The following is a 15,331-nucleotide window of genomic DNA, read 5'->3' on the forward strand; positions in this document are numbered from 1 at the left end:
AAGAAAGTTAAACGATGTTCTTCTCAAGCTGAAGTCTTAAATAGCTCAGAAACGCTAAAAAAGTAGTCTAACAGTAAGTAAGGGATTAGGGTTGCTCTACTACTGTAACGAGAGAGGCTAAGGATGTAGAGAGAGCTTTAGAAATAACATAGAGGGTACTGATGGTAGGGTTAATTTCTCCTCGCTCAATTCTTCCAATTTGATTAACAGGAATATCAGCTTCATAAGCGACTTCTTCTTGAGATAAGCTCTTAGAAATTCTAATCTGGCGGATATTCTCTCCAACAGACTTAATAATAAACTCATCTCTTACTCTAGTCACAAAGCAAGAAGGAGAGATTACAGAAGTTTTGTTAACACATATATGTGTTATATTGTATAGCTTATATTATATTTATGGAAAAAATATTCTGATATGAGAAAGCTTATACTAATGATGCTGTTTACAATTTTTGTTATTGGGACAGCAAGTGCGCAAAAAACAATGTATTATGTGTCTGATTACTATCTCGACTTTATAGACAAAGAGCGGATTGATGATAAAGCTATGATTAGCTTTACAAAGGGGAAAATAAAGATTTCTATGGGAAGAGATGAAATGGCATTTGATATAGTTACAAGTAAAAGCTTCAAGGAAGAGAAAGTTATAGCTTACTGGGTTTTATATCTAGCTAGGGACGGGAAGAAAATACCAGGCTTAATAGAGTATATTGGAAAAGATTCGGAGGGTGAGTATCCAATGATAAGTTTTAAGTCAGGAGACAAAGTCCACTATGGTTTTAATATAGTGGATATATATACGAATGATTGACTTAAAACTAACGATAGAGGGAGAAGAAGCGGCTAAGTACAATACCAATACAAGAAATGTAGCGGGAGAGTGTATCTAAGGCATTAGGAGAACTATACTACAACCAACTACCAACTTTAATAGGTTAAATACTTTTAAATAAAGAGTGATTCAACTGAGATATGAAGAGCAGCGCCAAATGAAGGTAGCTGCTCTTTTTGTTTAGATAGCAACTCAATAATGACAAGCGAATAGAGAATGACTTACCAGTTGATCTTAATAAGAAAATCGAAATTTTAAGTCGAGTGTACCGTATAGTGTACCGCGGAAATGAAAAAGAGCTTCTAAATACTTGATTTAGAAGCTCTTATCTTAAAGTGATGTGGTCGCGAAGGGAGTCGAACCCCTAACCTTCTGATTCGTAGTCAGATGCTCTATCCAGTTGAGCTACGTGACCATTTTTCCGTTATGGTGATGCAAAGTAACGCTCTTTTTTCTTGCAATGCAAGCCCTAAAGTGAATTTTTCTCAATTTTTTGCCGTCGCTTTGCGCAGCGCCCGCTTCAGGGCATGGTCAAAAATAAAGTACAAACCGCCTATCGATATGATTACCAGCGCGATCATGAGCAGCTGACTGCCCTTGTTGCTGCCGGGGTCCTGCAGCAATTTTATGACGTCGTTGGCCTGCGTGCCCACCCAGAAGAAGAAAAGGGTGCGGGGCAGCATACCCACAATGCTCGCCAGAAAGAATTTTACCTTGTCGACCTGCAGCAGCGAGAGGACAAAGTTCATCAGCGCGAAGGGCAGCACCGGCGAAATGCGGGTCAGGAAGATCAGGCTCCAGCTCTGATTGCGTAGCTCCTGCATCAGGTACATCGTCTTCTCAAAACGATTCAGGAAAGACATCATTTTACCATGATCGATGAGGCGGGCTAAGGTATAGCCGATGATTGACGCAATGCCGTAAGACACGACCACTCCCGCAAAGCCAGGCCAGCCCAGATAGAAACCGCTTACCAACGCCACGAAGGTGGTTGGGGTGAGGGCCAGCGACATGGTAAAGGAGATCACAACAAAGTATAGTAGCATCTGAGGCCAGCTCAGGTCCTGCAGCAGGGTCTCGTTTTGGTACAGGTATACGGCAGCCGAGGAACTCACTACCAATGGTACAATGACCAGCAGGAGCATGGAAACAAACGAAGGCGCGTTTTCACGTATAAAAGTCCGCAGCATGGACAGTTTAAGCATAGAAGGCGTTTTAAGTCAAAGATAGGTATTGCGGGCAAATGTTTGCTGCAGGTATACGTAGATTGCGGTACGACCACTGAAATATTATGCCGCACGCTCACCTGCAAGGAACATCCTGATTCATTCAACCCCTGAAAGATAGATTTGTTAACTTGCACTAAACCGTTTATCCCTAAACCAGACAACATGAAATTCGGAACAAAAGCTATACATGCTGGCGTGGAGCCGGACCCAAGCACTGGCGCGATCATGACGCCCATCTACCAGACCTCTACCTATGTGCAGCGCTCACCGGGCGACCACAAGGGCTACGAATACTCGCGCACGCATAACCCAACCCGCACCGCTCTGCAAAACGCCTTGGCAGTGCTCGAGAATGGCAAGCACGGCCTGTGCTTCTCTTCAGGTATGGCCGCCATCGACGCCATCATCAAAATGCTGAAGCCGGGCGATGAGGTGATTTCTACCAACGACCTGTATGGCGGCAGCTACCGCATCTTCACCAAGATTTTCCAGAACTATGGCCTCAAGTTTCACTTCACCGACATGAGCGACCTGAGCAAAGTGGAGGCGCTAGTAAACGAGAACACCCGCATGATCTGGGTAGAGACGCCGACCAATCCGCTGCTCAACATCATCGACATCAAAGGCTGCGCGGCCATTGCCAAGAAGCACAACCTGCTGCTGGTAGCCGACAATACTTTTGCCACGCCGTTTTTGCAGACCCCGCTCGATCTGGGCGCGGACATCGTCATGCACTCGCTCACCAAGTACATGGCCGGTCACTCGGACGTGGTGATGGGCGCCGTGATTGTGAAGGACGATGCCTTGCATGAGCGACTGGCCTTCATCCAGAACGCTTGCGGCGGCACGCCTGGCCCGCAGGACTGCTTCCTGGTGCTGCGTGGCCTCAAAACGCTGCACATCCGCATGGAGCGCCACTGCGAAAACGGCCGTGCCGTAGCCCAGTACCTCAAGAACCACGACAAAGTAGAGAAGGTGTTCTGGCCAGGCCTGGAAGATCATCCGGGTCATCGTATAGCCAAAGAACAGATGCGCTCATATGGTGGCATGGTGTCGTTTGTGCTGAAGGGCGATAGAATGGAGGAGGCCATCACTACGCTGGAACGCTTCAAGTACTTTTCTTTGGCCGAGTCGCTGGGCGGTGTGGAGTCGCTTTGCGGGCACCCGGCCTCGATGACACACGCCAGCATACCAAGCGAAGAACGCCTGAAGGCCGGTCTGAGCGATTCGCTGATCCGACTGAGCGTAGGTATAGAAGACATCGAAGACCTGCTGGCTGACCTGGAGCAGGCTATTGGGTGATCAGAACAACGAAATAAGGTATAGCCGCTCCGCTCACAAGTGGGGCGGCTATTTTTGTCAGGTATAGGTTATAGATGGAAGAGCAACGCATCTTGTTCAGGGAAAAGCAACGGTTCACGCAGTTCTGGCTGTGGGCGCTGTTGCTGGGGCTGGCGGCTACCATGATGGCAGGCTTTGTGTACCAGGTTTTGCTGGGCGGCACTTTCGGCAACCGGCCTGTGTCGGACGTGCCGCTGAGTATCATTGCCGCCCTGATCGGCTTTGGGCTTCCCTTCTTTTTTTATTGGGTGACGCTGACCACGGAGGTCATGCCGGGGGTGCTGCAGGTGCGTTTCCGCCCTTTCCACCTGAAACCGGTACGCATACCTTTGCATACCCTACGCGATTTTGAGAAGGTGACCTACAACCCGATCCACGAGTACGGTGGCTGGGGCATACGCTGGGGAGCGAATGGCAAGGCCTACAGCACATCGGGTAGGGAAGGGGTGTTGCTGCGCTTCTACAACCAGCAGCCGATCCTGATCGGCTCGCACCGGGCCAGCGAACTGTTGCAGGCCATAGAGCAGGCCAAGGCCTTGGGCAAAGGTATAGCAGGTTGACTCAGCAGGTATAGCACATCTCAATAGGTATAAAAAAGGCCGCCACTCGGTTGGAGCAGCGGCCTTTTCTATTGCATAAGGTATAGAAACTACTTCATCGACTGGATGCCCAGGATTTTATAGATCTCCGTGAAGTCAGGTGTCAGGATGATTTCTGTACGGCGGTTTTTAGCTTTGGCGGTAGGTGTGCGGCCTGTATCCACTGGTTGGAAGAAGGCGCGTCCGGCCGGGGTGATGCGGTCTGGCGACAGGCCACGCTGTGCCATCAGGCGGGTGATCTCCGTGGCGCGCAGCACGCTCAGGTCCCAGTTGTCGGCGATGTCCTTCGTGCCTGGTCGTACCTCCACGTCATCGGTGTGGCCTTCTACCATCACGCCCACGCTCTGGTTTTTCTTCAGCACGTCAACCAACTGGTCGAGGGCCTGCTTGCCAGTGTTGTTTACTTTGGTGCTGCCTGTGGCAAACAGAAGCTTGTCAGACATGGACACGTATACCTTGCCGTCTTTGATGTTCACGCTCAGATCGCCCTGGTTGAAGCCGGCGAGGGCACCGGTCACCTCATTGCGAAGGTTATCCAGAATCTTCTTCTGGTCGTTCATGGCGCGCTCCAGCTCAGCCAGTTTCTGCTCACGCGCGCGCAGCGTATTGCTCATTTCTTTCTCCTTTTCGCGGCTGGCAGCCTGTTCGCGTTCAAGGGCCTCTTTGCTGGCTTTCAGCTCGTCGTACTTTTTAGAGGAAACGCAAGATGACATAAGGGCGCCACATAGAAGCAGTGACAACGATGCTTTCGTGAAATTAGATTTCATGTGTGTAAGGTATAAATTGATCAGATGTTTGCAATCGGTTTTACTGGCAATTATGGAACAGAACGAAGGTTGACGCTTATAAAGTATAAACTGGCCCAATTCCGTACCCTAAGCAATGCTGGTCTATAAGCAAATATTATGCTAGAACTATATTTAGGTATAGCCGAAGATATACATATTTTGGGTATTGTAACAGACAGGCGGAAGAAAAGGCTGGCCGGGATTCAATAGACAGGAAAACCGGCTGGTTTTGTTTGGTCTGAATGGAATGCTTTGGAAAAGCGGAAGGACGGGAACGCTGCACTGCTGCTTGATTTTTATTCGTCCTCCGATCGCACCCAGTCCAGTGCCTTGTCGCGGTCGGTTGGTTCAAAGTACTTTACCTTTGCCGTAGTGAAAGGGCTGGCCATAACGGTAAACCAGTCCAGCCAATGGCGGTTGCCGACGAGCGCTACCCTGCTAAAGTCACTTGCGTGGCGGAAGTCAAATCTTAAGTCTTCCCAGAGTGCCTGCAGCGCAATCTCTTCGGCCTCGTGTAGCTCGGCATATACCCGAATTTTGCCATGCTGTTTAATTTTTTCTTCCAGTATCGGCAACATTACGTCGTAGTCATGCCGGTCTACGCTGCCTGCCAGTCTGAAGGCAACCAGCTCATCTCGCGACTCTTCAAGTAACTGTAGCATGGGGATTAGGCTTGTCGTCATAGATACGTAACGACGATGCCTACGTTCCAGTATAGTATTCGGCTTCTGCTATACTTATACCTGTTATTGTACAGTTTTTGGCGCTATTGACTAACCAGTGTGCTCAGCCGGCGGAGCAGCACGTCGCGCGTGGTGCTGGTGGTGCCGTCGGCAAAGCGGATGCTGTAAGGCGTGCCAGACGATGACTGGGAGGCCAGTTCTGTGACAAATCCCTCAGCTGTCTTGATCTTGGAAGCGTGCTTTTTCCACTTCGAGTGCAGGTGTTCCGCGGCCTTCTCAGGGGCAAACTCGCTCTCATTCCGGATAAAAGTGGCACCCTCAAGGGAGCGGATGTACTCGATCAGCTTCTGAACTTTCTGGTCTTCCGACAGCGTTTCAGGCAGACTGCTTTGCTCGTAGGAACCCTGCGCAACGGCAGGTTGTAGGGTAGTTTGGAATAGTAGGATAACGACTGTCGCAAATAGTATTCTGAACATGGTTTTTGTACGCGTTTTATTTTAAAAAAATCTGTCCGGAAACGTAATTTTGCAATCCGGTAAGGCACTTAATTTCAAGACGTAGCGTTAGGTTCAGAAGCAAAAGCTTCACACAAATCTGCCGCTGTAACGGCTATACGTATTTTATGAAGAAAATTTTCTCCCTTTTTGCGATGGCCCTGTTCCTAAGCCAGCAGGCCTTTGCCCAGCAGAACATCGAGACCAGACTGGGTTACAGTTACAACGATAAATTTGAATTTTCGGACGAATGGCAATACCTCTCCACCGACATCTACCTCTACAATGGCGGCCAGTTTAACCGTGTGCTCAACGAGCTGGAGTCGGGGGTGAAGAAGAAGAGCAAGAAGAATTATGCCTACGAGCTGGAGTACCTCTTCATCACGGCGCAGCTCAAAAACCTGAAGCTCTTCGGCAACGACCAGATCGTATACCCGCTCTTTAACTTCCACATCAACACCGATAAAAAAGAGTACCACACCCAGGTGAGCGACCACCTGGAGGTCGTGCGCATCATCGATAAAATGCCGCTCACCTCGGCGCAGAACAGCATCGACGCGACTATCAACGCCAAAGCGGTTACGAACCAGGACGGTGACCAGGTGTTTAACCTCGTGGCTAGCCAACTGGTGAGCCTCTCGAACCTGACTAACCCTTCGGTGGCGGTGATGTCGCTGGTGGGGGAGTTCGGCAACCTGCTCAATTCACGCGCCAAGAAGAAGGAATACAAGTTCAGCTCCACCATTCGACTCTACGAAGGGCAGAATTTCGACACGCGTCTGCACTCGGTGAAGGTATATGTGTTCGTGCCGGGCAGTGTGAAAACCGTGACGCTGAAACCAGCCAAGCTGGCCGACTATCTCAGCAAGAACTCGAACAAGCTGGACCGCAAGCAGATGGAAGAGGCCATCGGCTATAAGGAGTACCCTTACATTGTGGTGGCCAACTACAAGTCGCTCTACAAAGTAGATGTGCTGACAGGCGATGAAGTGACGATGGACCTGATCGAGAAGCGCAAGCAGAAGATCCAGACGGCCTACGACACCAAGCTGATGAACGACGAGACCTATCGTCAGGAGAAACTGTACGTGGAGTTCCTGCGCATTTTCGCGGAGATGAAGCAAAACCTGAACGCTTACCGACTCAACTACCGTAACAATTCTCTGGAGGTGAATGCCAAAAACCTGTTCGGGATTATGCAGGAGTACAAGCGCCTGAAGACTGCCTTCGAGGCCCGCGAAAAGGAGTTTGACAAAAACAGCACGTATAAGAACATCTTCCGGCCGGAGTACGAGTCCATACTCGCCAATGCCGACCTATACCTGGACGCCGACCACAACCTGAAAAACGCCAAGGTGCTGGTGAACACGCTGCAGGAACTGGAGAACAGTCCAAAGGCGTGGGATACACCGGCCAAGCGCGAAGCGGCGCTGGCCAAGCTGTCATCGGTGGAGCTGCCGCGTGCAGATTTCCTGTCGGCCTCAGTGGAGGGGGAAGCGATTGTGCGCCTGACCAAAAGGCTGGAGGACATGCAATACCGGGAGGTGTTTGAGAAAGAGGTGAAGAAGCTGGCTGAGGTGCAGGCCTCTGACGAAACCCTGTCGGTGCGCAACGCCCTGCAGGACAAAGCCAATACAAGCAACTGCCTGAGCTGCCGCGACAAAGTGCGCGATGCGGTGAACGAGTATAACAAGCGCCTCGAAAACTCCAGGCTGAAAGAAGAGTCTAAGGAAATGGGCAAGCTGCAGAGTGCCGCCGAACAGCATGTGCTGCGCCACCTGCGCTGGCAGCTGTGCTTCGACAATAACCTGCAGGCCGTGGCTGTGGCCAGCGCGGAAAATGGCATGAATCAGTACTACGCCAAGCTGAGCGAGAAGAGCAGTGCCTTTGCCGCGACGATCAAGGAACTCGACACGCTCGCCAAAAATGCACCGGAAAGTCCGCGTCTGCAGCAGGTGCAGGCTTATAACAAACAACTCACCACCCTGATGAAGGAAGTGGAGCAGCACTACGCCGTGCTTTGCGAATTAGATAAAAAGCTCTGCGAGTGCCAGTAACAGGCTCATAACATTCCCACGATTATACGCGTTGGGAAGGTATGGCAGACTTTCTGGATTCGATCTTAGGCATAGATTCCGACTCGCTCACATGGTGGCAAATGTCCATCCGGGCGGTGCTGGTGTTTATTGTCGCCTTGATCATTATGCGGATCGGCAACAAGCGCATTTTCGGCAAGCAGACCGCTTTCGATATTGTGCTGGGAATCATCTACGGTTCGGTCCTGAGCCGCGCTATTACTGGTAACTCCCCTTTCTGGCCTACACTGGCCGCTGCACTGGTCCTAGTTCTGCTACACCGCTTCCTGGCTTTTCTGGCTTATAATACCGAAGGCTTTGTAGGCCCCTTCATTAAAGGAAATCCTGTCTGCCTGATTAGGGACGGGGAGCTTAAAGAAGACGAACTTAGAAAGCATAACCTGACTGAAAATGACCTAAACGAAGCGCTGCGAAATGGTGGCGTGACTTCGGTAAGAGAAGTAAAGACGGCCTACCTGGAGCGGAGCGGGGAAATCAGCATCGTGAAGAAAGATTCATAAATGCGAAAGCCTTTCCAGTTACGGAAAGGCTTTCGCATTTAAAAGATCTCAGGCAGTGCTTAGGCCATCTGGGCGTCCAGCTTACCAGCCAGTACGTTTTTAGGAACAGCGCCCACTTGCTTGTCCACTACTTGTCCGTTTTTGAAAACGAGCAGCGTCGGGATGCTGCGGATACCGAACTTGGCAGAAGTCTGTGGGTTGGCATCTACGTCCACTTTGCCGATCACGGCTTTGCCTTCATACTCGCCAGCCAGTTCTTCCACGATTGGGCCCACCATGCGGCACGGACCGCACCACTCTGCCCAAAAGTCTACCAGTACAGGTTTATCTGAATTGATGATCTCATCAAAATTAGCGTCAGTGATTTCTAATGCTTTGTTAGCCATAACTTTAACGTTTTGTTGGTTAAATTCTGTGTTTTAAATATAGTAACATTTTATAGCTTGTCAAATTTGAGCCCAAACTGATCTCGCCTGACAAGCTGTCCTACTACCGGGCAAAACCCGTTGCAAATTTAGAACTTATACATACGGATTTACAAGCCCGGGGTATATTTATTTGTATAAACAAATGTTGTAGGATTAAGTTTCATTGGCATAGGGAGGGAGTAGAGTGGTAGGGAGAGGTATTGATGCTAATCTGGAAACTCAATTGGCAGCAATCCAGGCAACTCAGCATAGTTTGCTGCGGAGCTATACTTGTAGTGCTCTGGTTCATCTACCCACTCTGCCCGTACCGGGTTCTGGTGGATGTATTCCAGTTTTTGGTCTAGAAATGTGTTACTATGAATTTCCTTCGCCTCGTTGCCATCCTGCCAGACTTTATAATGCCGTACCTTGGGGTTCGGTTTTGCATTGAACTCAAAACGGTGGAGCAGCCACTGTCTTCGGCTTTCTGGTTCTGATTGGATGGTGGCTATTATTTTCCGGCTGGTATACTGTTTGAAATCTCTAAGAACGTCTGACAAGATTTTACCATCCTCAGCAGCTGCAATTAAGTGTAGATGGTTACTCATCAACACCCAAGCATAAAGTTTCAATCCTTTCTTCTGCTGGCAGAATTTCAAAGCATCAACAATGATGTGCTTGTAAGTTGGGCGTGTGAAAATGTCTACCCAGTCCACTACTGTCATTGTCAGAAAGTATAAGCCATCTGCTACAATTCTGTTCTTAAGTCCCATGCCATAGCTTTACTTTCTTTTGCTAATAGCTGTTTCGGATTTCTTAATCCGAAACTAAGTCTGAAGCGGATTTCCTAATCCGCGTTGGCGGGAATACGGGGATTAGGAAATCCCCTACAGGTGGCTTTCGGACTAAGAAGTCCGAAAGAGCAGTGCTTAAATAACAAAAAAAGGTATGCCACTTCCGCAGCATACCTTTTCAATACCTGAAGAGACCGAAGAGTTTTAACTCCAAATCTCCCCATCTCCAAATCAACTACAGGAGCTTACATTCCCCAAGCCCCAATTCTTTCACCTGACCCAAAAACACCTTTGGGTCAATTCTATACTTGCGGGAGTAAGTCGGTAGCACCAGTTTCTCGTCCGGTACATGCAAGGTAATTTCCAGTCGCTTCTGGCCTGGGCTGGTCGCGATGGCCTCTTCCAAAGCCTCGGCGATATTGGGTGTAAGCAACTGTAGATTGACGTTTAGCTGCACGCCCTGCGCCATTTTGTCCATCACATCGCCCAGAAGCTGGATGTTGGTAGGCTTGAGCTCCCACTGGTCCTCTGTCTTGTAGCGTAGCTGCACCTTGCCCCGGATGAACAGGTATAGGCCTTGCCGCAGGTATGGCTGGAACTTCATGTAGTCCTCGCCGAATAGCGCCATTTGCAACGTAGAGTCATAGTCTTCGATCGAGAACAGTGCAAAAGGGTTACCGTTCTTCGCCGTCCGGATCACCACTTCCGATACCATACCCGCTACGTTGATGTCCTTGTTCTTGTGGTTGGCAATATCGGCCAAGGCTGAGGTGCAGTAGGAGTCTATTTCCATCTTGAACTGGTCGAGTGGGTGGCCGGAAATGTAGAAGCCTACGACTTCTTTCTCACGGCGCAGCATCTCGGCCTGTGTCCAAGTCTGCACTTCCGGAATCTTCGGAAGCGGGGCGGCCACAGAAGCACTGCCTCCAAACAAGGACTGTTGCGCAGCCTGCTGCTCTGCCTGCCAGTTGTTACCATACCTTACTGCTTTCTCCAGCAAGCTGATGTTCTCGCCTTCGGGCACTTCCATCAGTTGTGCACGGTGGTAGAGTCCCCACGAGTCAAAGGCTCCCGCCAGCGCCATACTTTCAAAGGTCTTTTTGTTCACGGCACGCAGGTTGATGCGCTTCGCAAAATCGAAGATATCCTGGTAAGGCCCATTCTTTTCTCTTTCCGAAATAATGGCGTCTACGGCAGCCTCACCAGTGCCCTTGATGGCAGCCAGACCGAAACGGATCTGCCCCTGTTCATTCACGTTGAACTTGAGTAAGGATTCGTTCACGTCCGGCCCCAGTACCTGTACACCCTGCTTGCGGGCTTCCTCAATGAAGAACGTCACCTTTTTGATGTCGTTCATGTTGTTGGTTAGCACCGCCGCCATGTACTCGGCAGGGTAGTGGGCCTTCAGATAGCCAGTCTGGTAGGCCACCACCGAGTAAGCGGCAGAGTGCGAGCGGTTGAAGCCGTACTGGGCGAACTTCTCCATCACGTCGAACACCTCAGAAGCCTTCTTGGCCGGGATTTTGTGCATTTCAGCAGCACCAGCGATGAACTTCTCACGTTCCTCGGCCATCTTTTTCATGTCCTTCTTACCCATGGCACGGCGCAGCAAATCGGCACCGCCTAGTGAGTAACCGGCCAGAATCTGGGCCGTCTGCATGATCTGCTCCTGGTACACCATGATCCCGTAGGAGTAATTCAGGATCGGCTCGAGCAGCTCGTGCGGGTATTCCACCTCTTCGCGTCCGTGCTTGCGGTTAATGAAGTTCGGGATGAACTGCATCGGCCCCGGACGGTAAAGGGCGTTCATGGCAATCAAGTCTTCAATGTTGGTCGGTTGCAGGTCCTTGAGGTACATGCGCATACCTTCCGACTCGAACTGGAACGTACCGATCGTATCGCCGCGCTGGTATAGCTCATAGGTCTTCTCGTCATCAATCGGAATCTCGTCGATGTCAATGTCTACGCCGTGATTACGTTTGATCAGCTCGAGTGCATCCTTGATGATGGTCAGGGTCTTCAGACCCAGAAAGTCCATCTTCAGCATACCGGCGCTTTCGATTACCTTGCCGTCGAACTGCGTTACGAGCAGGTCGGCATCCTTGGAAGTCGAGACAGGTATGTAGTTGGTGATATCGTCCGGAGCGATGATTACACCCGCGGCGTGTATACCTGTGTTGCGCACGGAGCCTTCCAGCTTTTCAGCCAGCTTGAGAACAGCAGCACGGGCATCCTCCCCTTCGCGTATGGCAGCCAGCTCCAGGTTTTCCATAAAGGCCTTGGCCAGCGTCGTACCCGGTGTTTCGGGTACCATTTTGGCCAGTTCATTCGCTTCGGAAAGCGGCAGGGAAGTGGCGCGGGCTACGTCTTTGATAGACGATTTGGCAGCCATCGTACCGAAAGTGATGATTTGGGCTACCTGCGTTTTGCCGTACTTATCCACCACGTAGTCGATCACGCGCTGACGGTTCACGTCGTCGAAGTCAATATCAATATCAGGCATCGACACACGCTCCGGGTTAAGGAATCGCTCGAAGAGCAGATTATACCTAATCGGGTCGATATTGGTGATACCGATACAATAAGCCACCGCCGAACCGGCAGCCGAACCACGTCCCGGGCCCACAAACACGCCCATGTCGCGGCCGCGGTTGATGAAGTCCTGCACGATCAGAAAGTAACCGGCAAAGCCCATGGTCTTGATCACGTGCAGCTCAAAGTCGAGGCGCTCGGTTACTTCTTCGGTTATTTCGGAATAACGCTTCTTCGCTCCCTCGTAAGTCAGGTGGCGCAGGAAATCATCTGCGTCAGTGTGCTCCGGAGGAATCGGGAAGTTTGGCAGCAGGATGTCACGTTTCAGCTTCGGTGGCGTGATCTTGTCCACGATCTCATTCGTGTTGTCCACGGCTTCGGGCACATCCTTGAACAGCTCGTTCATCTCGGCCTGGGTCTTGAAGTAGAACTGGTCGTTGGGGAAACCAAAACGGGTTTTCGGACCTGCCTCGTCAATGCGCTGCAGCATCTGCCGCACGGTTACGTTATTGCTATACCTGCTGCGCACATTTTCCACGGTGTCATAGATCACCTTCTGGTCGTCGGTCAGGAAGCGGTAATATTTCGTCTGGAAGTCGCCAACCGGGGTAGACTGATCTTCGCCCGTGTTCACGCACAGCAGGATGTCGTGGGCATTCCAGTCCTCCTGGTCCACATAGTGTGAGTCGTTGGTGCAGATCACCTTCACGTTATACTTCTTCGCCCACTTGAGCAGCACCTGGTTGATGTCTTCCTGGCTTTTGCCCGTGCCGTCGATGTTCATCAGGCCGTGGCGCTGGATCTCGATGTAGTAGTCTTCGCCAAACACATCGAGCCACCACTTGAAGATCTCTTCCGCCTCTTCCTCGCTTTTCCACAGGATCGCCTGCGGTACCTCCGCGCCAATGCAGCAGCTGGTGGCGATCAGGCCTTTGCTATACTTAAGCAGCAGCTCCTTGTCGATGCGGGGCCACTTGCTGTACATCCCCTCGATGTAGGACATGGAGCAAAGCTTGGCCAGGTTCTGGTAGCCTTCTTGGTCTTTGGCGAGCAGCAATTGGTGGAAGCGGTTATCTCGTTGCTCTTTGCTGAAGGTTTTCTGATGGCGGTCGGCCACCAGGTAAAACTCACAGCCCACGATTGGCTTCACATTATACTTGTTAGCCTCGTTCACAAAGTTGAAGGCAGCGAACATGTTGCCGTGGTCGGTCATGGCAACGGCTGGCATGCCATCGGCCTGCGCCTTTTTCATGAGCGCACTGATGCTGGCCTGACCATCGAGCAGCGAGTACTGGGTATGGGTGTGTAAATGCGAAAAAACTGGCAAGACTATCTGGAATTAGTAATGACGAATGATGAATTAATAATGACTCACGCGGTTAGAATCATCTATACCTGGAGCCATTTTCGGGATGTTAAAATTACGGAAAATCGGGCGGCTGCCCAAACCAAAAACAGCCCTGTGGCAAAACAAATGGGAAGCCGTATTCATCCCCTGCGCAGTATAGTTTTTATCAGCAGGCATTCCGAAATAAAGTGTATAATTATAACTCAATAAGCGTTGAGCGCCGTAAGATAAAGCCTGTGCCAAACAGGTATAGCAAGAGGAGCAACATGGCAGAAACAGAAGATTCAGGAAAGATAGGGGGCATGTTCCGGGCTTTGCGCTCGCGCAACTACCGGATCTTTTTCATGGGGCAGGGCGTTTCGCTGATCGGCACCTGGATGCAACAGATCGCCATTAGCTGGCTCGTTTACCGCCTTACGGATTCGGTGTTCCTGCTGGGTGCCGTCACATTCGCCAATCAGATTCCTTCCTTTTTGCTCGGGCCGTTCGCCGGTGTGCTGGCCGACAAGTTTAACCGCCACCGGGTGCTGCTGGTGACTCAGTTCCTGTCGATGCTGCAAGCCGGCACCCTGGCTACGCTGGTGCTGACAGGTACCGTGCAGGTATGGCACGTGCTGACGCTGATGGTGGTGCTCGGCACGATCAACGCTTTTGACGTCGCTACCCGACAGGCCTTTGTGGTGCAACTGGTGGACAGGCGCGAAGATATCAGCAACGCCATTGCGCTCAACTCCTCGATGTTCAACATGGCCCGTCTGGTAGGCCCTTCCATTGCGGGGGTGCTGATTGCCTGGGTAGGGGAGGGCGTTTGTATTCTGATCAATGCGGTGAGCTACCTGGCGGTGCTGGCGTCGCTTCTGACACTGCGTCTTAATCCTGTTGTTCGGGAAATGCGCCAGGAGAATATTTGGGCTTCCCTCAAGCAGGGCTTTTCGTATGCTTTTGGCTTTCCACCCATCCGCACGCTTATTTTGATTGTAGGCCTGATCAGCTTGTTCGGTATGCCTTTCAGCGTGATGTTGCCAGTGTTCGCCCGCGACATACTGCATGGCGAGGCCAACACGCTGGGCTACCTGATGGGAGCATCCGGACTGGGGGCTTTGTCGGGCGCCCTGTTTCTGGCGCAGCGCAAGTCGGTGATCGGTCTTGGCAAAGTGATTATTTTCACCATGTCGCTGTTTGGTACGGCGCTCATGGGCTTCTCTTTTTCCACGGTGCTATGGCTCTCGCTGGTGCTGATGCTCTTCACTGGTTTTGGCATGATCGTGACAATGGCTTCCTGCAACACGCTGTTGCAAACGCTGGTCGATGAGGACAAACGCGGCCGTGTAATGAGCCTGTATGCAACCGCCTTTATGGGAATGGCCCCGCTGGGCAGTATACTGGCAAGCTCGGTGGCCGAGCAGATCGGGGTAGCCTATACCTTGCTAGGTTGCGGATTTCTCTGCGCCGTCAGCGTCATCCCGTTCGCCTGGAACCTGAAGCGTCTCCGCCAAATGGTGCAGCCCATCTACGAGCGCCTGGGTATCCTCCCCGAGATCGCCACCGGCCTCCGCACCGCCACGAAGCTGACTGCCCCTCCGGGGAAAAGGTAGGTTGCGGAGCAACCTGACAAAGGACTGTTTGACAAAAGATGAAATAGAGGAATTCGATAGGGCATACCTGCATCCAGTATACCTCTATGCTGT

The 15,331-nt window shown here is 51.1% G+C and carries 15 protein-coding genes and 1 tRNA gene; 6 read left to right on the forward strand and 10 right to left on the reverse strand.

Annotated features, from left to right (window positions below):
• Nucleotides 1-85: 85 nt before the first annotated feature.
• Complete coding sequence (locus B0B12_RS13050) at nt 86-322, reverse strand: helix-turn-helix domain-containing protein (RefSeq protein ID WP_076669456.1); 237 nt, start codon at nt 320-322, stop codon at nt 86-88.
• 93 nt (nt 323-415) lie between these two features.
• On the opposite strand from B0B12_RS13050, the gene B0B12_RS13055 reads away from it, so the two are divergent.
• A complete protein-coding gene (locus B0B12_RS13055) occupies nt 416-811 on the forward strand; it encodes a hypothetical protein (protein WP_076669458.1) in 396 nt (131 codons plus the stop codon).
• Between the two features lie 362 nt (nt 812-1,173).
• Here B0B12_RS13055 and B0B12_RS13060 read toward each other — a convergent pair.
• Nucleotides 1,174-1,247, reverse strand: a tRNA-Arg gene (locus B0B12_RS13060).
• A gap of 70 nt (nt 1,248-1,317) precedes the next feature.
• Nucleotides 1,318-2,037 (reverse strand): TVP38/TMEM64 family protein, encoded by a 720-nt coding sequence (locus B0B12_RS13065; protein WP_076669459.1) that lies wholly within the window; start codon nt 2,035-2,037, stop codon nt 1,318-1,320.
• Between the two features lie 186 nt (nt 2,038-2,223).
• Between B0B12_RS13065 and B0B12_RS13070 the strand changes: the two genes are divergently transcribed.
• Together B0B12_RS13070 and B0B12_RS13075 are read left to right on the forward strand one after the other, a co-directional pair.
• Entirely contained in the window at nt 2,224-3,363 is a 1,140-nt protein-coding gene (locus tag B0B12_RS13070; RefSeq protein WP_076669461.1) for a cystathionine gamma-synthase, read from the forward strand.
• A 74-nt stretch (nt 3,364-3,437) separates the two neighbouring features.
• Complete coding sequence (locus B0B12_RS13075) at nt 3,438-3,962, forward strand: hypothetical protein (protein WP_076669462.1); 525 nt, start codon at nt 3,438-3,440, stop codon at nt 3,960-3,962.
• Between the two features lie 89 nt (nt 3,963-4,051).
• Here B0B12_RS13075 and B0B12_RS13080 read toward each other — a convergent pair whose 3' ends face one another.
• The 3 genes from B0B12_RS13080 to B0B12_RS13090 form a co-directional block, all read right to left on the reverse strand.
• On the reverse strand, nt 4,052-4,768 hold the full coding sequence (locus B0B12_RS13080) for an OmpA/MotB family protein (RefSeq protein ID WP_076669464.1): 717 nt from the start codon (nt 4,766-4,768) through the stop codon (nt 4,052-4,054).
• 317 nt (nt 4,769-5,085) lie between these two features.
• Complete coding sequence (locus tag B0B12_RS13085) at nt 5,086-5,451, reverse strand: SpoIIAA family protein (protein WP_076669466.1); 366 nt, start codon at nt 5,449-5,451, stop codon at nt 5,086-5,088.
• 104 nt (nt 5,452-5,555) lie between these two features.
• The gene (locus B0B12_RS13090) at nt 5,556-5,948 is read right to left on the reverse strand and encodes a DUF5329 family protein (protein ID WP_076669468.1); all 393 of its coding nucleotides are present in this window, start codon (nt 5,946-5,948) and stop codon (nt 5,556-5,558) included.
• A 146-nt stretch (nt 5,949-6,094) separates the two neighbouring features.
• Here B0B12_RS13090 and B0B12_RS13095 point away from each other — a divergent pair, with 146 nt between their 5' ends.
• Nucleotides 6,095-8,023, forward strand: coding sequence for a hypothetical protein (locus B0B12_RS13095; RefSeq protein ID WP_076669469.1), 1,929 nt, complete (start codon nt 6,095-6,097; stop codon nt 8,021-8,023).
• Between the two features lie 41 nt (nt 8,024-8,064).
• A complete protein-coding gene (locus B0B12_RS13100) occupies nt 8,065-8,562 on the forward strand; it encodes a DUF421 domain-containing protein (RefSeq protein WP_076669471.1) in 498 nt (165 codons plus the stop codon).
• 59 nt (nt 8,563-8,621) lie between these two features.
• Here B0B12_RS13100 and trxA read toward each other — a convergent pair whose 3' ends face one another.
• The 4 genes from trxA to B0B12_RS20120 all read right to left on the reverse strand — a co-directional run bounded on the left by trxA (nt 8,622) and on the right by B0B12_RS20120 (nt 13,886).
• The gene (gene trxA, locus B0B12_RS13105) at nt 8,622-8,948 is read right to left on the reverse strand and encodes a thioredoxin (RefSeq protein ID WP_076669473.1); all 327 of its coding nucleotides are present in this window, start codon (nt 8,946-8,948) and stop codon (nt 8,622-8,624) included.
• Between the two features lie 248 nt (nt 8,949-9,196).
• The gene (locus B0B12_RS13110; protein WP_076669474.1) at nt 9,197-9,742 is read right to left on the reverse strand and encodes an REP-associated tyrosine transposase; all 546 of its coding nucleotides are present in this window, start codon (nt 9,740-9,742) and stop codon (nt 9,197-9,199) included.
• A 256-nt stretch (nt 9,743-9,998) separates the two neighbouring features.
• Nucleotides 9,999-13,622, reverse strand: coding sequence for a DNA polymerase III subunit alpha (gene dnaE, locus B0B12_RS13115; RefSeq protein ID WP_076669476.1), 3,624 nt, complete (start codon nt 13,620-13,622; stop codon nt 9,999-10,001).
• Nucleotides 13,623-13,655: 33 nt separating this feature from the next.
• Nucleotides 13,656-13,886, reverse strand: a complete 231-nt coding sequence (locus B0B12_RS20120; protein ID WP_139337801.1) for a hypothetical protein — start codon at nt 13,884-13,886, stop codon at nt 13,656-13,658.
• A gap of 23 nt (nt 13,887-13,909) precedes the next feature.
• Here B0B12_RS20120 and B0B12_RS13120 point away from each other — a divergent pair, with 23 nt between their 5' ends.
• Nucleotides 13,910-15,238: an MFS transporter gene (locus tag B0B12_RS13120; RefSeq protein WP_076669478.1), complete on the forward strand. Its 1,329-nt coding sequence runs from the start codon at nt 13,910-13,912 to the stop codon at nt 15,236-15,238.
• Nucleotides 15,239-15,331 lie beyond the last annotated feature (93 nt).

The sequence above is a fragment of the Pontibacter indicus genome, assembly GCF_900156345.1.
GTDB lineage: Bacteria > Bacteroidota > Bacteroidia > Cytophagales > Hymenobacteraceae > Pontibacter > Pontibacter indicus.